This is a genomic window from Pseudomonas sp. Pseusp18 (assembly GCF_059506005.1).
The window spans coordinates 717032-740397 of sequence record NZ_CP169240.1 but is presented as its reverse complement, the minus strand read 5'-3'; the positions used below and the strand labels follow the sequence as shown (position 1 = coordinate 740397).

At 58.5% G+C, this 23366-nt stretch carries 20 protein-coding genes and 1 other RNA gene; 11 read left to right on the top strand and 10 right to left on the bottom strand.

Translation table 11 applies throughout. The annotated features are described in order from the left end of the window. Positions 1–38 precede the first annotated feature (38 nt). The 5 genes from carA to grpE form a co-directional block, all read right to left on the bottom strand. A complete protein-coding gene (gene carA, locus ACEN9A_RS03180; RefSeq protein WP_019651073.1) occupies positions 39–1175 on the bottom strand; it encodes a glutamine-hydrolyzing carbamoyl-phosphate synthase small subunit in 1137 nt (378 codons plus the stop codon). 259 nt (positions 1176–1434) lie between these two features. Continuing rightward, on the bottom strand, positions 1435–2241 hold the full coding sequence (gene dapB / locus ACEN9A_RS03175) for a 4-hydroxy-tetrahydrodipicolinate reductase (protein ID WP_258672334.1): 807 nt from the start codon (positions 2239–2241) through the stop codon (positions 1435–1437). A gap of 9 nt (positions 2242–2250) precedes the next feature. Further along, positions 2251–3375, bottom strand: a complete 1125-nt coding sequence (gene dnaJ, locus ACEN9A_RS03170; RefSeq protein WP_413387740.1) for a molecular chaperone DnaJ — start codon at positions 3373–3375, stop codon at positions 2251–2253. Between the two features lie 297 nt (positions 3376–3672). Beyond that, complete coding sequence (gene dnaK, locus ACEN9A_RS03165) at positions 3673–5589, bottom strand: molecular chaperone DnaK (protein WP_019651070.1); 1917 nt, start codon at positions 5587–5589, stop codon at positions 3673–3675. A 102-nt stretch (positions 5590–5691) separates the two neighbouring features. Then, on the bottom strand, positions 5692–6258 hold the full coding sequence (gene grpE / locus ACEN9A_RS03160) for a nucleotide exchange factor GrpE (RefSeq protein WP_019651069.1): 567 nt from the start codon (positions 6256–6258) through the stop codon (positions 5692–5694). Positions 6259–6499: 241 nt separating this feature from the next. Here grpE and recN point away from each other — a divergent pair, with 241 nt between their 5' ends. Then, positions 6500–8173: a DNA repair protein RecN gene (gene recN, locus ACEN9A_RS03155; protein WP_258672333.1), complete on the top strand. Its 1674-nt coding sequence runs from the start codon at positions 6500–6502 to the stop codon at positions 8171–8173. Between the two features lie 75 nt (positions 8174–8248). Here the strand turns inward: recN and fur are convergent, their stop codons facing one another. After that, entirely contained in the window at positions 8249–8653 is a 405-nt protein-coding gene (fur, locus tag ACEN9A_RS03150; RefSeq protein WP_003197684.1) for a ferric iron uptake transcriptional regulator, read from the bottom strand. A 97-nt stretch (positions 8654–8750) separates the two neighbouring features. On the opposite strand from fur, the gene ACEN9A_RS03145 reads away from it, so the two are divergent. After that, on the top strand, positions 8751–9278 hold the full coding sequence (locus ACEN9A_RS03145; protein WP_018929473.1) for an outer membrane protein assembly factor BamE: 528 nt from the start codon (positions 8751–8753) through the stop codon (positions 9276–9278). Positions 9279–9339: 61 nt separating this feature from the next. On the opposite strand, the gene ACEN9A_RS03140 is transcribed toward ACEN9A_RS03145, so the two are convergent. From ACEN9A_RS03140 to ACEN9A_RS03130, 3 genes are read right to left on the bottom strand one after another with little or no spacing between them, the layout of a single operon-like run. After that, a complete protein-coding gene (locus ACEN9A_RS03140) occupies positions 9340–9654 on the bottom strand; it encodes an RnfH family protein (RefSeq protein WP_258672332.1) in 315 nt (104 codons plus the stop codon). Beyond that, entirely contained in the window at positions 9647–10081 is a 435-nt protein-coding gene (locus tag ACEN9A_RS03135; protein WP_007933502.1) for a type II toxin-antitoxin system RatA family toxin, read from the bottom strand. The genes ACEN9A_RS03140 and ACEN9A_RS03135 overlap by 8 nt, the downstream gene beginning before the upstream one ends. Before the next feature lie 7 nt (positions 10082–10088). After that, entirely contained in the window at positions 10089–11492 is a 1404-nt protein-coding gene (locus ACEN9A_RS03130; protein WP_258672331.1) for a sodium-dependent transporter, read from the bottom strand. Between the two features lie 118 nt (positions 11493–11610). Between ACEN9A_RS03130 and smpB the strand changes: the two genes are divergently transcribed. Further along, positions 11611–12093, top strand: coding sequence for an SsrA-binding protein SmpB (gene smpB / locus ACEN9A_RS03125; RefSeq protein WP_018929470.1), 483 nt, complete (start codon positions 11611–11613; stop codon positions 12091–12093). A 142-nt stretch (positions 12094–12235) separates the two neighbouring features. On the opposite strand, the gene ACEN9A_RS03120 is transcribed toward smpB, so the two are convergent. Continuing rightward, a complete protein-coding gene (locus ACEN9A_RS03120; protein ID WP_018929469.1) occupies positions 12236–13003 on the bottom strand; it encodes an FCD domain-containing protein in 768 nt (255 codons plus the stop codon). Positions 13004–13265: 262 nt separating this feature from the next. On the opposite strand from ACEN9A_RS03120, the gene ACEN9A_RS03115 reads away from it, so the two are divergent. The 8 genes from ACEN9A_RS03115 to ACEN9A_RS03080 all read left to right on the top strand — a co-directional run bounded on the left by ACEN9A_RS03115 (position 13266) and on the right by ACEN9A_RS03080 (position 23313). Then, complete coding sequence (locus ACEN9A_RS03115; protein ID WP_258672330.1) at positions 13266–14957, top strand: lactate permease LctP family transporter; 1692 nt, start codon at positions 13266–13268, stop codon at positions 14955–14957. Between the two features lie 151 nt (positions 14958–15108). Continuing rightward, complete coding sequence (locus ACEN9A_RS03110) at positions 15109–15933, top strand: (Fe-S)-binding protein (protein ID WP_258672329.1); 825 nt, start codon at positions 15109–15111, stop codon at positions 15931–15933. Further along, the gene (locus tag ACEN9A_RS03105; RefSeq protein ID WP_019651062.1) at positions 15930–17384 is read left to right on the top strand and encodes a LutB/LldF family L-lactate oxidation iron-sulfur protein; all 1455 of its coding nucleotides are present in this window, start codon (positions 15930–15932) and stop codon (positions 17382–17384) included. Before ACEN9A_RS03110 ends, ACEN9A_RS03105 begins: the two co-directional genes overlap by 4 nt. After that, the gene (locus tag ACEN9A_RS03100) at positions 17384–18055 is read left to right on the top strand and encodes a LutC/YkgG family protein (protein WP_018929465.1); all 672 of its coding nucleotides are present in this window, start codon (positions 17384–17386) and stop codon (positions 18053–18055) included. Before ACEN9A_RS03105 ends, ACEN9A_RS03100 begins: the two co-directional genes overlap by 1 nt. After that, the gene (locus ACEN9A_RS03095; RefSeq protein WP_258672328.1) at positions 18052–20862 is read left to right on the top strand and encodes an FAD-binding and (Fe-S)-binding domain-containing protein; all 2811 of its coding nucleotides are present in this window, start codon (positions 18052–18054) and stop codon (positions 20860–20862) included. Before ACEN9A_RS03100 ends, ACEN9A_RS03095 begins: the two co-directional genes overlap by 4 nt. Before the next feature lie 218 nt (positions 20863–21080). Further along, the gene (locus ACEN9A_RS03090) at positions 21081–21356 is read left to right on the top strand and encodes a PA2433 domain-containing protein (protein ID WP_019582464.1); all 276 of its coding nucleotides are present in this window, start codon (positions 21081–21083) and stop codon (positions 21354–21356) included. Positions 21357–21472: 116 nt separating this feature from the next. Beyond that, positions 21473–21870, top strand: a transfer-messenger RNA (tmRNA) gene (gene ssrA, locus ACEN9A_RS03085). 186 nt (positions 21871–22056) lie between these two features. After that, positions 22057–23313 carry an integrase domain-containing protein gene (locus tag ACEN9A_RS03080; protein ID WP_011332382.1) on the top strand — a complete coding sequence of 419 codons (1257 nt, stop codon included), beginning with the start codon at positions 22057–22059 and terminating at the stop codon, positions 23311–23313. Positions 23314–23366 lie beyond the last annotated feature (53 nt).

The following is a 23366-nucleotide window of genomic DNA, read 5'->3' as shown; positions in this document are numbered from 1 at the left end:
GGGACCGCCCCCAGGCTTCGCTACATCAGGGCGAGCGATTAGCGTCGCTTGGCCATTTCGTTGATGAAGCGATCAAACAGTGGCGCTACGTCGTTCGGGCCAGGGCTGGCTTCAGGGTGACCCTGGAAGCTGAAGGCGCTCTTGTCGGTACGCTCGATGCCTTGCAGGGTGCCGTCGAACAGCGATTTGTGGATCGCCCGAACGTTGCCTGGCAGGGTCGCTTCGTCTACCGCAAAACCGTGGTTCTGGCTGGTGATCATCACCACACCGCTGTCCAGATCCTGGACCGGGTGGTTGGCACCGTGGTGGCCGTGGCCCATTTTCAGGGTCTTGGCACCGGAGGCCAGAGCCAGCAGTTGGTGGCCGAGGCAGATACCGAATACCGGGATCTCGGTTTCCAGCACGTCTTTAATGGCCTGGATCGCGTAGTCGCATGGCTCAGGGTCACCCGGGCCGTTGGACAGGAACACGCCGTCCGGCTTCAGAGCCAGAACGTCAGCCGCCGGCGTTTGAGCTGGCACCACAGTCACGCGGCAACCGCGCTCGACCAGCATGCGCAGGATGTTCAGCTTGACGCCGTAGTCGTAGGCAACCACGTGGTATGGCAGATCGGAAGCGTCGATGGTCGCGTGGCTGTCGGTCTTCAAGTCCCAGACAGTCGAGCGCCACTCGTACTTCTCTTTGGTGCTGACGACTTTCGCCAGGTCCATGCCTTTGAGGCCAGGGAAGCCCTGGGCAGCGGCGATGGCGGCGGCTTCGGAAATGTTGTCACCGGCCATGATGCAGCCGTTCTGCGCGCCTTTCTCACGCAGGATGCGTGTCAGGCGGCGGGTGTCGATACCAGCGATAGCCACGACGTTGTTGGCTTTCAGGTAGTCGGACAGAGACATCGTGTTGCGCCAGTTGCTCGCAACCAGTGGCAGGTCACGGATGACCAGGCCAGCGGACCAGACGCGATCGGACTCGGCGTCTTCCGGCGTGGTGCCGGTGTTGCCGATGTGCGGGTAAGTCAGGGTAACGATCTGTTGGGCGTAGGAAGGATCGGTAAGGATTTCCTGATAGCCGGTCATTGCGGTGTTGAACACCACCTCACCAACGGTTTGACCGTCGGCTCCAATGGCTTCGCCGCGAAAAATGCTGCCATCAGCAAGGGCGAGTATGGCTGGCTTAGTCAAGAAGACCTCCCGTAAATAAAGCCTGAAAGGGCGATCGCAGGTTGTAAAAAAGCGGAGTGACGTATGGACACGTCACCCCGCTTCTTCATCGAATTATTCTGCGCGCTTTTAGTGGACACACTAAAGCTGTAGCTTACAGAAAAAGGCATTTTTGGTCTACCGCCAATGAGCCCTAAAGGCCGGAGAATGCGACAGGACGTCGCTTGGCGGTTTAAAACCGGGCTCAAAGGCTATGTTTGAACCCGGTTTCGGCTGCATCTTAACGCAGGTCAAGCACGTCTTGCATGTCATAGAGGCCTGGCTCACGACCGTCCAGCCACAAAGCCGCACGTACCGCGCCCTTGGCGAAGGTCATGCGACTGGATGCCTTGTGCGTGATTTCCAGGCGCTCGCCCTCACAGGCAAACAGCACCGTATGATCACCGACCACATCACCACCGCGAACAGTGGCAAAGCCGATCGTTTCACGCTCGCGCGCACCGGTGTGACCTTCACGCCCATAGACCGCAACCTTCTGCAGATCACGATCCAGCGCACTGGCGATTACTTCGCCCATGCGCAGCGCCGTACCTGAAGGGGCATCGATCTTGTGCCGGTGATGAGCCTCGATGATTTCGATATCCGCATCATCACCCAGCACGCGCGCAGCCATGTCGAGCAGCTTCAGCGACAGGTTTACACCGACACTGAAATTGGCCGCGAACACGATAGGAATATCCTTGCCCGCCTCGGCCAGCAACTGCTTCTGCGCTACATCCAATCCGGTCGTGCCAATCACCATGGCTTTGCCCGCCTTGCGGCAGAAAGCCAGGTTTTTCAGCATGACTTCCGGGAGCGTAAAGTCGATCAGCACGTCGAACTCATCAGCCACCGAGTCCAGACTACCGGACAGCGGCACACCAATACGCCCCAACGAGGCCAGCTCACCGGCATCCACGCCAATCAGCGTACTGCCGGGGCGCACGATGGCGGCGGTCAGACCGGTCAGCGGCGCGCGCTGCTGCACCGCCTCGATCAAAATCTTGCCCATGCGGCCGGCGGCACCCATCACAGCTATACGTCGCATGTTCACTCCTTACAAATCGCCGAAGAAGCGCTTCACGCCTTCGAACCAACCAGTGGTTTTCGGCGAATGACTGTTGTCGTCCGCCAAAGAGCTGCGGAACTCTTCCAGCAATTCGCGCTGACGACGACCCAGGTTGACCGGGGTTTCGACAGCCACACGGCACATCAGATCGCCAGCGCCGCCGCCACGAACCGGCGCAACGCCTTTGCCGCGAACACGGAACTGCTTGCCGGTCTGAGTCCCCTCAGGGATCTTCAGCTTGACCCGACCATCGAGGGTTGGAATCTCCAGCTCGCCGCCCAACGCTGCGTCGACAAAGCTGATCGGCACTTCGCAGCACAGGTGTTTGCCGTCACGCTGGAAGATCGCGTGCTCACGCACATTGATCACCACGTACAGGTCGCCGGTCGGACCACCCTGCGCGCCTGCTTCGCCTTCGCCGGACAGACGAATACGGTCACCGGTATCGACACCGGCCGGCACTTTGACGGAAAGCGTCTTGTACTCTTCGACACGACCTTCGCCGTGGCAGGAATCGCACGGATCGGAAATGATCTTGCCCTGGCCATGGCAACGCGGGCAGGTCTGCTGCACCGAGAAGAAGCCTTGCTGCATGCGTACCTGACCGATACCGCCACACGTCGGGCAGGTGACCGGCGAGGAGCCTTTCTTGGCGCCCGAGCCGTCACACGGCTTGCAGTTGACCAGTGTCGGAACACGGATATTCACGGTTGTGCCGCGCACCGCTTCTTCCAGATTCAACTCCAGCGTGTAACGCAGGTCGCTGCCACGCTGAGCGCCGCCACGGGAGCCGCCGCGACCGCCACCGAAGAAGTCACTGAAGACATCGCCAAAGATGTCGGAGAAGTTCTGGCCACCAAAACCGGCACCGCCGCCACCCATGCTCGGGTCGACACCGGCATGACCGTATTGGTCATAGGCCGCGCGCTTGCTGGAATCGGACAGCACTTCGTAGGCCTCGTTGGCCTCCTTGAACATCTCTTCCGACGCTTTGTCATCGGGATTACGGTCCGGGTGGTGCTTCATCGCCAGGCGGCGGTAGGCCTTTTTCAGGTCCGCTTCGCTTGAACCACGCTCAACACCCAATACTTCGTAATAGTCACGCTTTGCCATAAGTCTTTGCACTCTTAAGGACGTTCGACAAACCTCTCCTGAGCCTCGCCGAACTCGTTGAGCCCCAATACAGGCCCGGACCCAACTCACGTCAATTCAACGATCCTGGTCTTTGATTCAATGCGGTACTTTCGGCTCGAAAAGCAGGAGCATTCCCGGCCATACCACCAACATCCGAGCGTTGTCGCATGCTGTAAAAATTCGCTTACTCCAGACACGCCAACGCGGGAGCAAGCTCCCGCGCGGCGACATCCTACCAGTCACCGCCTTAAGGCAGTCAACCGGGCGACCAACAACTTACTTGTGGTCTTTGACTTCTTCGAACTCGGCATCGACGACGTCGTCAGCTTTTTCAGCTTTTTCGTCGTGCGGTGCCGCGCCTTCAGCTGGCTGAGCCTGATCGGCGTACATCTTCTGAGCCACTGGCGCGGAGACCTTGGACAGCTCTTCAACCTTGGCTTCGATAGCAGCCTTGTCGTCGCCCTTAACAGCGGCTTCCAGGGCAACTACTGCCGCTTCGATTGCAGTCTTCTCTTCAGCGCTCACTTTGTCGCCAGCATCAGCGATCATTTTGCGAGTCGAGTGAACCAGTGCGTCGCCCTGGTTACGAGCGCTGGCCAGCTCTTCGAACTTGCGGTCTTCTTCGGCATTCAGTTCAGCGTCGCGAACCATCTGCTGAATTTCGTCCTCGGACAGACCGGAGTTGGCCTTGATCACGATCGACTGAGTCTTGCCGGTAGCCTTGTCTTTGGCGCCTACGTGCAGAATGCCGTTGGCGTCGATATCGAAGGTCACTTCGATTTGTGGCACGCCACGTGGAGCCGGTGGAATCTCGGCCAGGTCGAACTTGCCCAGGGACTTGTTCTGTGCGGCTTGCTTACGCTCACCTTGCAGCACGTGAATGGTCACGGCGCCCTGGTTGTCGTCAGCAGTCGAGAACACTTGCGATTTCTTGGTAGGAATCGTGGTGTTTTTCTCGATCAGCGCGGTCATCACGCCACCCATGGTTTCGATACCCAGGGTCAGCGGGCTGACGTCGAGCAGCAGAACGTCTTTCACGTCGCCGGCCAATACAGCGCCCTGGATCGCAGCACCCATCGCAACAGCTTCGTCCGGGTTAACGTCTTTACGAGCTTCTTTACCAAAGAAGTCGGAAACAGCTTTCTGCACCATTGGCATACGGGTCTGACCGCCGACCAGAATCACGTCGTCAATCTTGCTGACATCGATACCGGCGTCTTTCATCGCGATGCGGCAAGGTTCGATGGTGCGCTGAACCAGGTCTTCCACCAGCGCTTCGAGCTTGGCGCGGGAGATTTTCACGTTCAAGTGCTTAGGACCGGTAGCGTCTGCAGTGATGTACGGCAGGTTCACGTCGGTCGACTGGCTCGAGGACAGTTCGATCTTGGCTTTCTCAGCGGCTTCTTTCAGGCGCTGCATGGCCAGCGGGTCACCCTTGAGGTTCATGCCGCTTTCTTTCTTGAATTCGTCAACGAGGTAGTCGATCAGACGAATGTCAAAGTCTTCACCACCCAGGAAGGTGTCACCGTTGGTGGCCAACACTTCGAACTGGTGCTCGCCATCGACTTCAGCGATCTCGATCACGGAAACGTCGAAAGTACCGCCACCCAGGTCGTAAACGATCACGGTGTGATCGCCTTTCGCCTTGTCCATACCGTAGGCCAGTGCGGCTGCGGTCGGTTCGTTGATGATACGTTTTACGTCCAGGCCCGCGATGCGGCCGGCGTCTTTGGTGGCTTGACGCTGGCTGTCGTTGAAGTAGGCCGGAACGGTGATTACCGCTTCGGTCACAGGCTCGCCGAGGTAGTCTTCGGCGGTCTTCTTCATTTTCTTCAGAATTTCAGCCGAGATTTGTGGCGGCGCCATTTTCTGGCCGTTCACTTCAACCCAAGCGTCGCTGTTGTCAGCTTTGACGATCTTGTAAGGGACCATCTGGATGTCTTTCTGTACGACTTCTTCGTCAAAACGACGACCGATCAGACGCTTCACCGCGTACAGGGTGTTATGCGGATTGGTCACTGCCTGACGTTTGGCCGACTGGCCAACCAGGATTTCGCCATCGTTGGCATAAGCGATGATCGACGGCGTGGTACGCGCGCCTTCAGCGTTTTCAATAACTTTGGCCTTGCCGTTTTCCAGCACGGAGACGCAGGAGTTGGTAGTCCCCAGGTCGATACCGATAATTTTGCCCATGTTCACTCTCCCGAAACTTTGGATTTGGATGCCGCAGTAGTGGTGGCTGACTGCGGTAGCACTTAAACGCTTGACTTCTAAATGGGGGCCTTGCGGCTAATTTCAAGCCTGCTCGTCAATCGAAGGCGAAACCGGTGCAGGTGCCTTGCTGACCACGACCATGGCCGGGCGCAGCAGGCGACCGTGGAGCTGATAGCCCTTCTGAAACACCTTGAGCACGCTGTTTGGCTCGACGTCGGCGCTTTCCTGCATGGCCATCGCCTGATGATGCGAGGCATTGAAAGGTTCGCCTTCAGGATCGATGGCTTCCAGGTGATAGCGCTTCAGGGTGTCCTGGAACATTTTCAGGGTCAGCTCGATCCCTTCGCGCATCGAACGAATGTTTTCGTCGTCAGGGTTGGACAGCTCCAGGCCGCGCTCCAGGCTGTCAATGATCGGCAGCAGGTCGCCTGCGAATTTTTCCAGGGCGAACTTGTGAGCCTTTTCAACGTCCTGATCGGCACGACGGCGGACGTTCTGCAGATCGGCGGCTACACGCAAAGCCTGATCCTGCGCACCAGCCAATTGCTCTTCGAGCACTTGCACACGAGCCGCCAGGTCTTCACCCGAAGCCTCGGGGGCCTGATTGGCGTCTAGATTTTGCGTATCCACTGTCTGTTCGTCAGCCATAGATTTCTCCTTCCAATATCGTCCGCGAGCTCAACTCGCGCTTCTGCCCCGGTATATGGGGCCGCAAAATTCAGCTTCAAGGGCTGTTTGATGATTAACCCTACAAAAAACAACTGCTTTGTCATTCCCAGGCGCGCTAAGGATTTCTTTCAATCAAGCAAATCGAACTAAGAAGGGGCATTGTCAGCCAGAAACAAAACACTGTATAAATAACCAGACCTAAAGCCTGGGAGCGGCCTTTATGCTGGTGCACCTGTCCGTACACAACTACGCCATCGTTGAACATCTCGATCTCGAACTCGATCGCGGGATGAGCGTGATCACAGGGGAAACCGGCGCCGGCAAGTCGATCATGCTCGACGCCCTCGGTCTGACCCTGGGTGATCGCGCCGACAGCGGCGTGGTCCGCCCCGGTGCCGACAAGGCCGACATCCTGGCCACCTTCGACCTGATCGACATCCCTGAAGCCAGTGCCTGGCTGGCCGAGCGCGACCTCGAGAACGATGGCCCGTGCATCCTGCGCCGCGTGATCACCGCTGAAGGGCGTTCGCGCGGCTATATCAATGGCACCCCCTGCCCTCTCGGCGACCTGAAGGCCCTGGGCGAGTTGCTGATCGATATCCACAGCCAGCACGAACACCAATCCCTGCTCAAAACCGATACCCATCGCCGCCTGCTCGACGAGTACGCCGGCGCCACGGACCTTGCCCGCCAGGTGCAACTGGCCGCCCAACGCTGGCGCCAGACCCGCCAGGAGCTGGAGCGCCTCTCCAACTCCGGCGATGAACAGCGCGCTCGCCATCAGTTGCTCAGCTATCAACTCGAAGAACTGGAAAACCTCGGCCTTGGCGAAAGCGAGCTGGAGCAACTGGAGCAGGAACACAAGAACCTGACCAACGCCGAAACCCTGCTGGGCATTTGTCGGCAAGTGGTCGAACAATGCAGCGAAAGTGATTCCGGCAATGTATTGAACGCACTGACCGCCAGCCTCAATCGCCTATCGAGCGTGAACAATTCGATCGGCGCCCTGGGTGAAGCCAGCAACCTGCTGACCAGCGCGCAGATTCAGGTTGAAGAAGCGGTGGGCGAATTGAACCGTTTTCTCGACAATTTCGACGCTGACCCGGCACGCCTTCAATACCTGGAAGAACGCCTCGATGCGATCTACACCCTGGCGCGCAAACACCGCATCCAGCCGACCGAAGTCGCCGAGATGCAACAGAAGCTACTCGACGAAATCGAAACCCTGAATGCCAACGATGAATCCATCGAGCGACTGGGCGATGAGCTGGCCTCCTACGCCCGTCATTATCAGGAGAAGGCTCGGGAATTGAGCGACCTGCGCCATCGAGCGTCGAGCAGCCTGGCCAGCGCCGTGGAACAGGAAATCCAGCGCCTGGGCATGCCCGGCGGCCGCTTCACCATCGAACTGCGGCCCAACAGCAGCGACGAACTACTGCCCAACGGGCTCGAACAAGTAGAGCTGCTGGTGAGCGCCAACCCGGGGCAACCATTGAAAGCCCTGGCAAAAGTGGCGTCGGGTGGCGAGCTGTCGCGTATCAGCCTGGCAATTCAGGTGATCACCGCACAGACCTCCCGCGTACCGACGCTGGTGTTCGACGAAGTGGACGTAGGTATCGGCGGCCCGACCGCCGAGATTGTCGGCCAGTTGCTGCGACGCCTCGGGGAGCGCGGGCAGGTTCTGACCGTGACTCACTTGCCGCAAGTGGCGGCGCAGGGGCATCAACATCTATTTGTGCACAAGGTCCGCGGTGAAGACGCCACGCACACGGCCGTCTCCAAGCTGAGCAAGAATGATCGTGTCGAAGAAGTGGCACGGATGCTGGGCGGCATCGACCTCACCAAGGAGTCCCTGGCTCACGCGAAGAAAATGGTCGTTACCGCAAAAATCTAAGGACGGCAGAAAGCACGAAGGCGACCCTGAGGTCGCCTTCGTTCGTTTCGCGAACCTTGCGTTCGCGCGACATGCTTACTTTTTCTTGCGCACGTACAGTACAAGATTGTGATCGACCATCTCGAAGCCATACTTGTCGACGATTGCTTTCTGCAGCCGCTCGATTTCTTCGTCGAAGAATTCGATCACTTCACTGGTCTCGACGTTGACCATATGGTCGTGATGCTTGCCGTCGTCCAGTTCGAAGACCGCATGGCCTCCGTCGAAGTTGTGCCGCACCACAAGGCCAGCTGCCTCGAACTGGGTCAGAACACGGTAAACCGTGGCCAGACCGACGTCCTCACCAGCCTCCATCAGTGCCTTGTAGACGTCCTCGGCACTCATGTGGCGTTGCTCGGCGGAATCGAGCATTTGCAGAATTTTGACCCGTGGAAGGGTCACTTTGAGGCCGGCTTTGCGTAGTTCGCTATTTTCAACCATGGTCAGCTTTCTCGCGATGCTGCTTCGCAGCTTCTCTTAATGCGGGTATGATCGGCGTTTACGTTGTCCCAGCCAAGATAGTGGAAGTCGCCCACCGATGCAAAACACCAAGCTCTTGCTAACCAGTTTCACCTTTGTGGGACTGCTCGCACTCGCCGGTTGTTCATTCCCCGGGGTTTACAAAATCGACATCCAGCAGGGCAATGTCGTCACGCAGGACATGATAGACCAGTTACGCCCGGGAATGACCCGTCGGCAAGTACGGTTTATCATGGGCAACCCTCTGTTGACTGACACGTTCCACGCCGATCGCTGGGATTACTTGTATAGCCTGCAACCGGGTGGCGGTGAACGCCAACAGGAACGCATCAGCGTTATCTTCAACCCGAATGACCAACTTGTCAGCCTCTCTGGCGATTTCATGCCAGGCGTGAGCCGCGACGAGGCCATTCTCGGCAAGGACAGCGGCACTACCGTGACCGCGCCGGCAGGAAACGCCGAGAAGCCGAAGCCAGAAAAACCGGTCAAGCCAGGCTCGTTGCTGGACCAGATCCAGAAGGACGTGGACAACGTAGAAACTGTCCCTGTCCCGACTCCAGAACCGCTGGAAACCTCGCCGCAATAATTTGCGACGCAATAAAAAACCCGGCATGTCCGGGTTTTTTATTGTCTGGTGTTTAATCGAATCACTGATTCCGGGCTTTGGCCTCGGCCGCTTTGGCTGCACGTAACCGCCGAACTTCTTTTGGATCGGCGAGCAACGGCCGGTAAACCTCGATGCGATCCCCTTCCTGAACCTGGCGAGTGGCCGGATCAGCGATCACCTTGCCAAAGATCCCGACCGGACAACTGGCCAGATCCAGCTCCGGGAATTCGCTATTCAGGCCCGATTTGAACAACGCATCCCGCACCGTCGCGCCCACCGACACCGTTACACTCAGCAGCACCTGACGATCAACGGCGGCATACACCACCTCGACCTTGATCACGGCCTCAACCATGCATTTGCTTCGCGCGCTGGCAGAACGCGTCCATCAACGTATTCGCCGCCTGATTAAACAAAGGCCCCAACGTCGCACGCACCAGCGGCCCGGAGTAGTCGAACGACAGGTCCAGACTGATCTTGCAGGCCTTCTCGCCCAACGGTTTAAACACCCAGACGCCGTGCAACTGGCTGAACGGACCTTCCTCGAGGTTCATTTCGATCGAACGCCCGGGCACCAGGGTATTACGCGTTACGAAATGCTGACTAAGCCCACCCTTGGCCACGCCGACGCTGGCGCGCATGAACTCAGGGGAGCTTTCCAGAATTTCGGTCGATGAGCACCACGGCAGGAATTCCGGATAGCGGGCCACGTCGTTGACCAGGTCGTAAAGCGCTTGCGCCGGATACGGCAGCAGGGCCGAACGTTGAATATGTGTCGTCATGTCAGCGTTACTTCCACAGCTGGGCGGCAAACACTACAAGAATGCCGATGGGCGCCACATAGCGCATCAAAAACAGGGACAGGGCGAACATTACCGGGCTACGGATCGACAACTCGTCGCGCACCGCTTCACGCCCCATCACCCAGCCCGCAAACACCACGAAACACAAACCACCGAGTGGCAGCATGATCCGTGAGGTGAAGAAGTCGATCACACCAAAGAAGTCCAGGCCACCGGCGGCTCCCCATTGGTAGAGATGGAACATCCCGCCTTCGTTCACGAAAAACTTGGCTTGCTTCCAGATATTGAAAGAAAACACGGTACCCAGGCCGACGAACCAGCAGGTGAATGCCAGCCAGAAGGTGACCCAGGCGCGGCTGATTTTCGTGCGCTCAACCAGGTAAGCCACCATCGGTTCGAGCAGGGAAATCGCCGAACTCCAGGCCGCAATCGCCACCAGTACGAAGAACACTACGCCCATCAACTGGCCGAACGCTACGTTACCGAAGGCAAATGGCAGGCTGACGAACATCAGGCCGGGGCCTTCGCTCGGGTTCAGGCCAGCAGCGAACACAATCGGAAACAATGCCAGACCGGCCAACAGCGAAACGAAGGTATCGAGCAACGCCACACCGACGACGGTTCCGGAAATCGACGAGTGCTTCGGCATGTAGGCGCCGTAGATCATGATCGAGCCGACACCCACGCTCAGAGAGAAGAACGCGTGCCCCATGGCCGGCAGCAAGCCATCAAGCACCTTGTCCGGGTGGAAGTCGAACATGAAATGCACGCCCTCCATGAAGTGGCCGGTGGTCATGCTGTAACCCAGCAGGACAATCACCATCACGAACAGCAACGGCATCATGATCCGCAGGCTGCGCTCCAACCCGGCGACCACACCCTTGGCGATCACCACTGCCGACAACAGCATGAAAATCGTGTGCCAAAGTGTCAGGCGCCATGGGTCAGCGATCACATTACCGAAGTATGCGCCGACCTGATCAGCCGTCACGCCCCGAAAGTCGCCACGGCCCATGTCGATGATGTAATCCAGCGACCAACCGCCAACCACACTATAGAAAGACAGAATCAGCAACGCCGTGATCATCCCGGCAAAGGCGCCCCAGGACCACTTCGCCGAATGCCCTGCGTCCAGCGCCAGGACCTTCAAGGCATTGGCCGGGCTCTGCCGCGCGCGCCGGCCGATCAGGGTTTCGGCCAGCATGACGGGCATACCGATCAGCGCGATACAGGCCAGGAACATCAGCACGAAGGCCCCGCCGCCATAGACGCCAACCATATAAGGGAATTTCCAGATACTCCCCAAACCCACGGCCGAACCGGTCGCGGCGAGTATGAAGACCCAGCGGCTAGCCCAACTGCCGTGGACAGAAACCTTGTCTGTCGACATCGTTATCACGCCCAAGCGTTCAAAAAAGAGGCCGCATTGTCCGGGATTCAATCAACCTGCTCAAGCACGTAGCGTCACCGTAGCCGACTCGCGCGCAACTCCCTATAATGCCGCCCCTATGGCTAAACAGAAGAAACACCCAACAGGGACCATCGCGCAAAATAAAAAGGCGCGACACGATTACTTCATCGAACATCGGTTCGAGGCTGGTCTGGTCCTGGCCGGCTGGGAAGTAAAAAGTCTGCGGGCAAGCAAGCTGCAACTGGTTGACAGTTACGTACTGCTCAAAGATGGCGAAGCCTGGCTGCTCGGCAGCCACATTACGCCTCTGACGACGGCCAGCACCCACGTTATCGCTGATCCGACCCGCACCCGAAAATTGCTGCTCAATCGGCGCGAGCTGGAGAAGCTGGCCGCTGCCGTGCAGCAAAAAGGTTACGCCTGCGTATGCCTGTCCTGGTACTGGAGCAAGCACATGGTCAAGTGCGAGATTGCTCTGGGCAAGGGCAAGAAGGAGTACGACAAGCGCGATACCGAACGCGAACGCGACGCCGGTCGTGAATTGCAGCGTGCGGTGCGGAACAAGGGCAAGGAAGATTAATTTTCCTGCTTGAGTTTTGTGGTGCTTGCGAAAAGATCGCAGCCTGCGGCAGCTCCTACAGTGATCGCTGTGCCCGATTCATCGGATGCACGCAAATCCGTAGGAGCTGCCGAAGGCTGCGATCTTTTGCGTTAAAGAACGATCACATCCCCTTGCGCCGCTCCGCCCGAGCCATGCGCTGCACTTCCTGACGCACCTCTTCCAGCACTTCCTGCACATACAAAATGTGCCGACTGGACACTTCTCGTGCCTCTTCCGCCCGCCCCTCAATAATCGCCTGGTACAACTCTCGGTGCTGCGCAATCAGCATGTCACGGGTTTCGACGCGCTGTTTGTACATGCCGCCAATGTTGGTCACCACATTGCGCTTGAGCAGGTCGAACAGTCCGCGAATGGTGTGCAGCAACACTGCGTTATGACTGGCCTCGGCGATCGCCAAGTGAAAATTTGCATCCGCCGCGCCCTCTTCCGCCCGGCTCACTTCGTCGTGGCGCGAATAGCAGTCCTGCAACTCGTCGAACGCTGCCGTCAGCCGCTCGCGATCGACGTCGGTGGCGCGCAATGCTGCGTAGTAAGCACAGGACGCTTCCAGGGTATGGCGAAACTCCAGCAAATCGCGCTGGGCCTCGGGGTTGCTTTCCAGCAGATGCAGCAGTGGATCGCTGAACGTCGAGCCCAAGGATTCCACCACATAATTGCCGCCGCCCTGACGACTGACCAGCAGCCCTTTGGCCACCAGTTTCTGAATCGCCTCACGCAACGAAGGGCGTGACACGCCGAACTGCTCGGCCAACGCACGTTCTGCCGGCAGGCGCTCACCAGCCTTCAAGGTGCCCTCGAGAATCATCCCCTCGAGTTGCTCGACAATATCGTCAGACAAACGGCGTTGCCGAATCTGATCAAACCCCATCACTCAATTCTCCACGATCCCGGCGGCTCGCCGGGCTCTCTATTCTGGCCTATCGGCGCTGCGCCAGCACCTACCAGACGACGCTTGATCGAACAGATCAGATGCGTTTTGCACTGCTCATTCGACAAAAGTTTTAGGGCGGCAAATTGACACACCGCCTCCAAGGCTTTTACCCTAGCCAACAGCGATTGTAAATTGGTCTTACCAATTAACCAAGAACGCTGACCAGTGCCTGACCAACAACAATTAGGGGCCACCCCATATGCAAACCTGGCAACAGCTCTACAGCCCGCTCGGCAGTCTCGGCGTGTCCGCACTCGCGGCCGTCATTCCCATCGTATTTTTCTTCCTGGCCTTGGCCGTGTTCCGCCTCAAAGGCCATGTGGCCGGCAGCATCACCCTGGCGTTGTCCATTGCCGTGGCAATCTTCGCTTTCCAGATGCCGGTCGATATGGCTTTCGCCGCTGCTGGATATGGCTTTGCCTACGGGCTGTGGCCGATTGCGTGGATCATCGTGGCAGCGGTGTTCCTCTACAAACTGACGGTCAAGAGTGGCCAGTTCGAAGTGATCCGCAGCTCGGTGCTGTCGATCACCGACGACCAGCGCCTGCAAGTGCTGCTGATCGGCTTCTGCTTCGGCGCGTTCCTGGAAGGTGCCGCCGGTTTCGGTGCACCGGTAGCGATTACCGCCGCACTGCTGGTAGGGCTGGGCTTCAACCCGCTGTACGCCGCCGGCCTGTGCCTGATCGCCAACACCGCGCCGGTGGCCTTCGGCGCCTTGGGGATTCCGATCATCGTCGCCGGGCAAGTCACCGGCATCGACGCCTTCAAGATCGGCGCCATGACCGGTCGCCAGCTGCCGTTGCTGTCGCTGTTCGTGCCGTTCTGGCTGGTGTTCATGATGGACGGCCTGCGCGGCGTTCGGGAAACCTGGCCAGCTGCGTTGGTGGCCGGCTTGAGTTTTGCCATCACCCAATACTTCACCTCGAACTTCATTGGCCCGGAACTGCCGGACATCACCTCGGCGCTGGTCAGCCTGATTTCCCTGACACTGTTCCTGAAAATTTGGCAGCCAAAACGCGCTGCGGGCGCGCACATCGTCGGCGCAGTCTCGGCTTCCGTGGTGGCCAGCACCGGTGGTTTCGGCCAACCGCGCACCACCGAGGCTTCGCCTTACAGCCTGGGGGAAATTTTCAAAGCCTGGTCGCCGTTCCTGATCCTCACCGTATTGGTGACTATCTGGACGCTGAAACCGTTCAAGGCGATGTTTGCCGCCGGCGGCTCGATGTATGGCTGGGTGTTCAACTTCGCGATCCCGCACCTGGATCAAATGGTGATCAAGGTTGCGCCGATCGTAACCAACCCGACAGCGATTCCGGCGGTGTTCAAACTCGATCCGGTTTCCGCGACCGGCACGGCGATTTTCTTCTCCGCGCTAATCTCGATGCTGGTGCTGAAGGTCAACATTAAAACTGGTCTGACCACTTTAAAAGAGACGTTCTACGAACTGCGCTGGCCGATTTTGTCTATCGGCATGGTGCTGGCCTTCGCCTTCGTCACCAACTACTCAGGCATGTCGTCGACCATGGCTCTGGTATTGGCAGGCACCGGCGTGGCGTTCCCGTTCTTCTCGCCATTCCTCGGCTGGCTCGGTGTGTTCCTGACCGGCTCCGATACCTCGTCCAACGCGCTGTTCAGTTCGCTGCAAGCGACCACCGCGCACCAGATCGGCGTCAACGACACCTTGCTGGTGGCGGCGAACACCAGCGGCGGGGTGACCGGCAAAATGATCTCGCCGCAATCGATCGCCGTGGCCTGCGCCGCGACCGGGCTGGTGGGCAAAGAATCAGATCTGTTCCGCTTCACCCTCAAGCACAGCCTATTCTTTGCAACGATCGTCGGCCTGATCACCTTGGCCCAGGCTTACTGGTTCACCGGCATGCTGGTGCACTAAGCACTACACGCCACACGGAAAAAACCGACGCTGGGTTACGCCCCCGGCGTCAGCTATTCACAACCGGGTCTGCAAGGCTGCTGAAAGCTTCTCTCTCTATATTCAGCAGCCTCAGCGGACGGATAACCGGGACCACCCGGAGACACGCCTGATGAGCGAGCTTTTTTACAACGCTGTGCCGAACGCGACCCGCGTCGCCCCGCCACTGCCTGAACCTCGGCAATACCCCAGCGAAAAACCGTCACGGGTGTACCTGTTCGGGACCTGCGTGGTGGATCTGTTCTACCCCGAAGCCGGGATGGACGCGATCCACCTGCTGGAACGCGAGGGCATTCGTGTCGAATACCCGCAAGGGCAAAGCTGCTGCGGGCAACCGGCCTACACCTCGGGTTACACCGAACAGGCCCGGACCGTGGCGCGCTCGCAACTGGCGTTGTTTGCCGGGGATTATCCGGTGGTGGTGCCGTCGGGTTCTTGCGCGGGCATGTTGCGCGAACACTATGCCGACCTGTTCAAGGACGAACCGCAAACGCTGAAACAGGTTCAGGCCCTCGCGGCACGGACTTACGAACTTGCCGAGTTCTTGCTGTTTGTCTGCAAGGTGCAGCTCAAGGACAGCGGCGAACCGGTGAAAGTGGCGTTGCACACGTCGTGCTCGGCACGCCGTGAAATGAACACCCACCTGCATGGCCGTGAGTTGTTGGCGCAGCTGAGCAACGTGGAGCGAGTCGACCACAGCCACGAAAGTGAATGCTGTGGCTTTGGTGGGACTTTCAGCGTCCGTATGCCGGATATTTCCGGTGCGATGGTGGCTGACAAGACCCGTGCGTTGAAGGAATCCGGCGCGCACAAGGTACTCAGTGCCGATTGCGGTTGCCTGATGAACATCAACGGCTCGCTGGAGAAACAACAGGAAGCGTTGCGCGGTCAGCATCTGGCCAGCTTCCTTTGGTTGCGTACCGGAGGTGCCCGATGAGCAGCTCCACGATTATTCCTACGGTCGCCGTAGAAGAAGATTTTCGCAGCCGGGCTCACAAGGCTTTGGCTGACACGCAATTGCGAAACAACTTTCGCAGCGCGATGGATTCACTGATGAACAAACGGGCAGCGTCCTTCAGCGATGCCCATGAAAGAGAACATTTGCGAGCGCTGGGCAATGCGGTCCGCGCCCGTGCATTATCCAAGCTGCCCGACCTGCTCGAGCAGCTTGAACAGAACCTGACCCGCAACGGTGTGACAGTGCATTGGGCGGAAACGGTGGACGAAGCCAATGGCATCGTCTTGTCGATCATCCGCGCTCACGAGGGGCGGCAAGTGATCAAGGGCAAATCGATGGTCAGCGAAGAGATGGAGATGAACCATGTCCTCGAAGCTCAAGGCATTGAATGCCTGGAGTCGGACATGGGCGAATACATCGTCCAGCTCGACCACGAGAAGCCTTCACACATCATTATGCCGGCGATCCACAAGAATGCCGGTCAGGTCGCGTCCTTGTTCCACGACAAACTTGGCGTGGAGTACACCAAGGACGTTGACCAACTCATTCAGATCGGTCGCAAAGTCTTGCGGCAGAAATTTTTCGAAGCCGACATTGGCGTCTCCGGCGTCAACTTCGCCGTGGCCGAAACCGGCACCTTGCTGCTGGTGGAAAACGAAGGCAACGGACGGATGACCACCACGGTGCCGCCAGTGCACATCGCCGTCACCGGCATCGAAAAAGTCGTGGAAAACCTGCGCGACGTGGTGCCGCTCCTGTCGCTGCTGACCCGCTCGGCCCTGGGCATCCCGATCACCACCTACGTCAACATGATCTCCGGCCCGCGCAAGGAACATGAACTCGACGGCCCACAGGAAGTGCACCTGGTGCTGCTGGACAACGGTCGCAGCCAGGCATTTGCCGACAGCGAACTGCGCCAGACCCTGAACTGCATCCGCTGCGGTGCCTGTATGAATCATTGCCCGGTCTACACCCGAATCGGCGGCCATGCCTACGGCGAGGTTTACCCCGGGCCTATCGGAAAAATCATCACCCCGCACATGGTCGGCCTGGCGAAAGTCCCCGACCACCCAAGTGCCTCGTCGTTATGCGGCGCCTGCGGTGAAGTCTGCCCGGTAAAAATTCCGATTCCTGCATTGCTGCGTCGCCTGCGGGAAGAAAACGTCAAAGCGCCGGACAGCCCACATCAAGTGATGCGCGGTCAGGGCAGCAAGTATTCGCGCAAAGAGCGATTTATCTGGAACGCCTGGGCCAGGCTCAACAGTTCGCCAACGCTTTATCGCCTGTTCGGCTTCTTCGCCACTCGCCTGCGAGCGCTGACGCCGAGCAACGTCGGCCCATGGACCCAGAACCATAGCGCACCGAAACCCGCGGCCCGCTCACTGCATGACATGGCCCGCGAGCATCTGGCCAAACAAGGGGACCGTTGATGAGCGCCAAACAAAATATCCTCGCCAAATTGCGCAACAGTCTGACGGGCACCACGCCGGTGGCTGACAACTTCGATGTCGAACTGGTGACCGAGCCCTACACCTACACGCCGGAACAACGCATTTCGCAACTGCGCAAACTGATGGAAGCGGTGCACACCGAAATTCATCTGACGTCCAGGGAAGGCTGGCCCGAATTGCTCGCGCAACTGCTGCGGGACCGCCAGTTGCCGAGCCTGCTGATTGCGCCGACGACGCCCCACGGGCAACGCATCACCGAGCATTGGGCGAAAAATCCTGGCCTGCCAGCGCTCAAAGCCTACAACCGCCCGGTCGAGGAATGGAAAGCCGAGTTGTTCAACGACACCCCGGCCAGCCTGACCACCACCCTCGGCGCGATCGCCGCGACCGGTAGCCTGATTCTCTGGCCGACGCGGGAAGAACCGCGCTTGATGAGCCTGGTGCCGCCGGTGCATTTCGCCCTGCTCAAGGCCAGTGAGATCCGCGACAACTTCTATCAGGTGCAGCAGGAATTCGAATGGGCCCAAGGCATGCCGACCAACGCCTTGCTGGTGTCCGGCCCGTCGAAGACTGCCGATATCGAGCAGGTGCTGGCTTACGGAGCCCACGGGCCGAAAGACTTGGTGGTTCTGATCCTGGAGGACCAATGAGTCTACCGACGGCTTTTCTGCGCGATGCGCAGCAACTGATTCCTGAAGCACGACGTTTCGACGATCCGCTGTCGACCCTGGCCTTCGGCACCGACGCCAGTTTCTACCGGCTGATTCCAAAACTGGTGATCCGCGTCGAGTCCGAAGACGAAGTAGTGGCGCTGCTCAAACTGGCGCAACGGGACCACGTCCCGGTGACCTTCCGCGCCGCTGGCACCAGCCTGTCCGGCCAGGCCATCAGCGATTCGGTGCTGATTGTGCTGGGGGATAACTGGAACGGTCGCGAGATCCGTGGCCAGGGCACGCAAATCCGTCTGCAACCGGGCGTGATCGGCGCCCAGGCCAATGCGTGGCTGGCACCGTTCGGACGCAAGATCGGTCCGGATCCGGCGTCGATCAATGCCTGCAAAATCGGCGGCATCGTCGCCAACAATGCCAGCGGCATGTGCTGCGGCACAGCGCAAAATACCTATCACACCCTGGCCGGCATTCGTCTGGTGTTGGCCGATGGCAGCCGTCTCGATACCGAAGACGCCAGCAGTGTTGCGGCGTTCCGAAAGAGCCACGCCGAACTGCTGGAGCGTCTGGCGACGTTGGGCCGCGAGACCCGCGCCAATGCCGAACTGGCTGCGAAAATTCGCCACAAATACCGTCTGAAAAATACCACCGGGCTGTCACTCAATGCCCTGGTGGACTTCGACGAGCCTGTGGATATCTTGAGCCACTTGCTGGTGGGTTCCGAAGGCACGCTGGGGTTCATCAGCGCGGTGACCTACGACACGGTGATCGATCACCCGAACAAGGCGTCGGCGCTGATTGTGTTCCCGGACGTGGAAACCTGCTGCAACGCCGTCACCGTCCTGAAAAGCCAACCGGTGTCGGCCGTGGAACTGCTGGACCGTCGCAGCCTGCGCTCAGTGCAGGACAAACCCGGCATGCCGGCTTTCGTACAACAACTGTCGGCTAACGCCTGCGCCCTGTTGATCGAATCCCGCGCCGCCTCTTCCACTTTGCTGCAGGAACAACTGGCACAGATCATGGCGTCGTTGACCGGCTTCCCGGTAGAGAAACAAGTCGACTTCACCGAAGACCCTGTGGAAAACGCCCGGCTCTGGGCGATCCGCAAGGACACCTTCCCCGCCGTCGGCGCGGTACGCAAAACCGGCACCACGGTGATCATCGAAGACGTGACCTTCCCGGTGGAACAACTGGCCATCGGCGTGAATCGCCTGATCGAGCTGTTCGACAAACATCACTACGACGAAGCGATCCTTTTCGGACACGCCCTGGAAGGCAATCTGCACTTCGTCTTCACCCAAGGCTTCAACAGCGCGGAAGAAGTCGCACGCTACCAGGCGTTCATGGACGACGTAGCACAGTTGGTGGCCGTGGAATTCGGCGGTTCGCTGAAAGCCGAACACGGCACTGGTCGCAACATGGCGCCCTTCGTCGAACTGGAATGGGGCAGCGACGCCTACCAGTTGATGTGGCAGCTCAAACGCCTGCTCGACCCCAACGGCATCCTCAACCCGGACGTAGTGCTCAGCGACGATCCACAGATCCACCTCAAACATCTGAAACCGCTGCCCGCCGCCGATGAGATTGTGGATAAGTGCATCGAATGCGGTTTCTGCGAACCAGTGTGCCCGTCGAAAGGCCTGACGCTGAGCCCACGCCAGCGCATCGTGATCTGGCGTGACATCCAGGCGAAGAAACGCTCCGGCATGGACACCGCCGAACTGGAACAGGCCTACGAATATCAGGGCATCGATACCTGCGCCGCTACAGGCCTGTGTGCACAACGTTGCCCTGTAGGCATCAACACCGGCGAGCTGGTGAAAAAGCTCCGTAGCCGTAACGCGAGCCATACGAAAACCGCCAACTGGATTGAAGGCAATTTCGCCACTGCGTTACAAGGCGCGCGCTTCACCTTGCACGTCGCCAACGGTGCACGAATGCTGCTGGGGGCATCACGTTTGGCGAAGCTTTCGGCAACATTGACCCGCTTGTCCAAAGGCCAGGTTCCGCAATGGACCAACGCCATGCCACAACCGGAAAAGGCCATTCGCTTCAGCCCGAGCGTGTCGGACGAACGCCCTCGGGTGGTGTACCTCGCGGCCTGCGTGTCGCGGGTCATGGGCCCGACGGCAGGTGATAAAGAGCAAATGTCGCTGTACGACAAAACCCGTGGCCTGCTGGAAAAGGCTGGTTACCAGGTAGTTTTTCCAGACAATCAGGACAACCTCTGCTGTGGTCAGCCATTCGCGTCCAAGGGCTATGCCGAACAGGCCGAACACAAACGTCAGGAGCTGATCGGCGCACTACTGCATGCCAGCCGCGGCGGGCTCGACCCGATCTACTGCGACACCAGCCCCTGCACGCTGAGGCTGGTTCAGGACCTGGGCGACGTACGACTGGACCTGTACGACCCGGTGCGTTTCATTCGTACGCATTTGATGGACCGACTGGACTTCACCCCGCAGGAAGCACCGATCGCGGTACACGTCACGTGCAGCACGCAACATCTTGGCGAAAGCCAAGCGTTGATCGATCTGGCGCGTAAGTGCAGTAACAACGTAGTCATTCCGGAAGGCATTCACTGCTGTGGTTTTGCTGGCGACAAAGGCTTCACCACGCCGGAATTGAACGCGCATTCGTTACGCACGCTGAAAGACGCGGTACAGCAATGCAGCGAAGGGATTTCCACCAGCCGCACCTGTGAAATTGGTCTGACACGACACGGTGGAATTGACTACCACGGGCTGGTCTATCTGGTGGATCGGGTGACCCGGGCTAGAGCGGTCTGACACCGAAGCACAAAAAGAAGGGGCATTAACGCATAATGCACAAACCCGCTCCCACAGGGATTGTGCGTTAGGCGTTATTGCCCCTTTTTCGCACCCTCCTCCCGGAAAATCTTTCACTCCCTCGCAAGCGAAAACAGAACCCTTGCACGCCGTCACAGTCCATTTGTTAAGCCCCAATCAGCGTGGCCCAATCCCCACCCCCGTTCCAGGAGATACCCATGAAGCGTTCCGCCCTGGCTGGACTGCTCATCGCTGCAACAATGCTGGCCTCCTCCGCATACGCCTCAAACGATAGCGATCAATGCGTAATGAAGCTCCAGGAGGTCAACAGCAAGCTGTCCAGCGCAGCCACGCTGGATGCCGCCACCAAAGGTGTCGTCGTCACCAAAGCCGAACAAGCCAAGGCCGCCCACGCCTCCAACAACGACAGAGAGTGTGTTTCCCTGGCGCAGCAAGCGCTTCAGGACATTCAAAGCCACATGAATAGCCATTAGGGCCGGGCCAGAGCCAATCCGGCGTCGGCCCTGACGCACAGGTAAGGACAGAAGGTCGACTCGGCGCGCGTATTGGCGTACACTTCGCTTACCTGCTGGTTATGCACAGCAGGTTCGGGGCCGCTTTGGATTCGACGCCGGTTGCGAAACTTTAGGTGCATGCCGACTTGGTAACAGAAGTCGTAAATCCACTGTTGCAACTACTTATAGTTGCCAATGACGAAACCTACGGCCAGGAATTCTCTCTCGCTGCGTAAGCAGCTTTAGATCCTGAGCTTCTGGTACCTTCGGGTCCAGCAATCATCAGGGGATGTCTGTAAACCCAAAGTGATTGTCATATAGAACAGAATCGCCGTGCAGTACGTTGTGGACGAAGCGGCTAAAACTTACACAACTCGCCCAAAGCACCCTGCCCGTCGGGTCGCTGAGGGTTAACTTAATAGACACGGCTACGCATGTAGTACCGACAGCGGAGTACTGGCGGACGGGGGTTCAATTCCCCCCGGCTCCACCATTTCATCATCTAAAGACGTCCACGGACGTCTTTTTTTGTGCCTGAAGCCCAGTAAATACGAGGGTTTCAGCTCTTTTGGGGGCTTTGGAGGATTTCTGAGTTCCAAGCGCTTTGGTATCCCAGGTGGTATCCCGAGTTACCAAATGCTATTTTCAGGATACCAAAACGGTGCTGGAGGTAGCCCCCATGCCTACTAACGCAACCCGCCTCTCCGATCGCCAGCTCAAGGCAGTCAAGGCAACTGGTAAAGACTTCGTCCTCAGCGACGGCGACGGCCTGCAGCTTCGAGTACGCGCCAGCGGCTCGATGATGTGGAATTTCAATTACCGCGAGCCGTTGACCAGAAGCCGTCTTAATATGGCGCTCGGTCCATACCCCGACCTCTCGCTAGCCAACGCCCGGAAGAAAGCAGCAGAGGCGCGTGAGCTGCTCGCTTTGGGCATTGATCCCAAAACCCAGCGTGATGAGGTAAGGCAAGCCAAACTTGCTGAGACTGAACACACGTTCGAGAAGGTGGCCACCGCCTGGTTCGAGCTGAAGAAAGACTCCGTAACCAAAGCCTACGCCGAAGACATTTGGAGATCGCTGACGCTCCATGTGTTCCCAAGCATGAAAACAACGCCGCTTTCTCAAATCACTGCTCCGATGGTTATCAAGATCCTTCGCCCAATCGAGGCCAAAGGGAGTCTCGAAACCGTGAAGCGATTGAGTCAACGACTCAACGAGATCATGACCTACGGGGTCAACTCCGGGCTGATATTTGCGAACCCCCTCAATGGAATTCGGGCGGTCTTCAAGAAACCCAAGAAAGAGAACATGGCTGCGCTACCACCTGAGGAGCTTCCCGAGCTCATGATGGAAATCGCGAATGCCAGCATCAAGCGCACGACCCGCTGCCTGATCGAATGGCAGTTGCACACGATGACCCGCCCCGCCGAAGCAGCCACCACACGATGGGCAGATATCGACTTCGACAAGCGCATTTGGACCATTCCGCCAGAGCGCATGAAAAAGCGGCGCCCGCACACAATCCCCCTCACCGATCAGGCACTTTCGTTACTCGAAACGCTCAAGCAACTCAGTGGTAACAGAGAGTACGTGTTCCCCTCAGATAGAAACCCCCGCACCCATGCCAATAGCCAGACCGCCAACATGGCGTTGAAGCGCATGGGCTTTCAGGACCGTCTAGTCAGCCACGGCTTGCGCTCGATGGCGAGCACCATCCTGAATGAGCATGGCTGGGATCCGGAGCTGATTGAGGTCGCACTTGCGCATGTCGACAAGGACGAAGTTCGTAGCGCCTACAACCGGACGGATTACATCGAACGCCGGCGTCCGATGATGGCTTGGTGGAGTGAACATATCCAGAAGGCGGCCACCGGCAGCCTGTCCGCATCGGCCATCAATCAAACTAGAGATCGCAACGTCGTACCGATTCGCTGAACATCCAAAAGGTACGCGGCACCGGCTACGATTCGTGTCGTGTAGTAGGTGAA

Bases quoted from the DNA above. Each gene is read 5' to 3' on its own strand.
- dapB (WP_258672334.1), bottom strand. From the start codon at position 2,241: ATGCGACGTATAGCTGTGATGGGTGCCGCCGGCCGCATGGGCAAGATT.
- dnaJ (WP_413387740.1), bottom strand. From the start codon at position 3,375: ATGGCAAAGCGTGACTATTACGAAGTATTGGGTGTTGAGCGTGGTTCA.
- dnaK (WP_019651070.1), bottom strand. From the start codon at position 5,589: ATGGGCAAAATTATCGGTATCGACCTGGGGACTACCAACTCCTGCGTC.
- grpE (WP_019651069.1), bottom strand. From the start codon at position 6,258: ATGGCTGACGAACAGACAGTGGATACGCAAAATCTAGACGCCAATCAG.
- recN (WP_258672333.1), top strand. From the start codon at position 6,500: ATGCTGGTGCACCTGTCCGTACACAACTACGCCATCGTTGAACATCTC.
- fur (WP_003197684.1), bottom strand. From the start codon at position 8,653: ATGGTTGAAAATAGCGAACTACGCAAAGCCGGCCTCAAAGTGACCCTT.
- ACEN9A_RS03145 (WP_018929473.1), top strand. From the start codon at position 8,751: ATGCAAAACACCAAGCTCTTGCTAACCAGTTTCACCTTTGTGGGACTG.
- ACEN9A_RS03140 (WP_258672332.1), bottom strand. From the start codon at position 9,654: ATGGTTGAGGCCGTGATCAAGGTCGAGGTGGTGTATGCCGCCGTTGAT.
- ACEN9A_RS03135 (WP_007933502.1), bottom strand. From the start codon at position 10,081: ATGACGACACATATTCAACGTTCGGCCCTGCTGCCGTATCCGGCGCAA.
- ACEN9A_RS03130 (WP_258672331.1), bottom strand. From the start codon at position 11,492: ATGTCGACAGACAAGGTTTCTGTCCACGGCAGTTGGGCTAGCCGCTGG.
- smpB (WP_018929470.1), top strand. From the start codon at position 11,611: ATGGCTAAACAGAAGAAACACCCAACAGGGACCATCGCGCAAAATAAA.
- ACEN9A_RS03120 (WP_018929469.1), bottom strand. From the start codon at position 13,003: ATGGGGTTTGATCAGATTCGGCAACGCCGTTTGTCTGACGATATTGTC.
- ACEN9A_RS03115 (WP_258672330.1), top strand. From the start codon at position 13,266: ATGCAAACCTGGCAACAGCTCTACAGCCCGCTCGGCAGTCTCGGCGTG.
- ACEN9A_RS03110 (WP_258672329.1), top strand. From the start codon at position 15,109: ATGAGCGAGCTTTTTTACAACGCTGTGCCGAACGCGACCCGCGTCGCC.
- ACEN9A_RS03105 (WP_019651062.1), top strand. From the start codon at position 15,930: ATGAGCAGCTCCACGATTATTCCTACGGTCGCCGTAGAAGAAGATTTT.
- ACEN9A_RS03100 (WP_018929465.1), top strand. From the start codon at position 17,384: ATGAGCGCCAAACAAAATATCCTCGCCAAATTGCGCAACAGTCTGACG.
- ACEN9A_RS03095 (WP_258672328.1), top strand. From the start codon at position 18,052: ATGAGTCTACCGACGGCTTTTCTGCGCGATGCGCAGCAACTGATTCCT.
- ACEN9A_RS03090 (WP_019582464.1), top strand. From the start codon at position 21,081: ATGAAGCGTTCCGCCCTGGCTGGACTGCTCATCGCTGCAACAATGCTG.
- ACEN9A_RS03080 (WP_011332382.1), top strand. From the start codon at position 22,057: ATGCCTACTAACGCAACCCGCCTCTCCGATCGCCAGCTCAAGGCAGTC.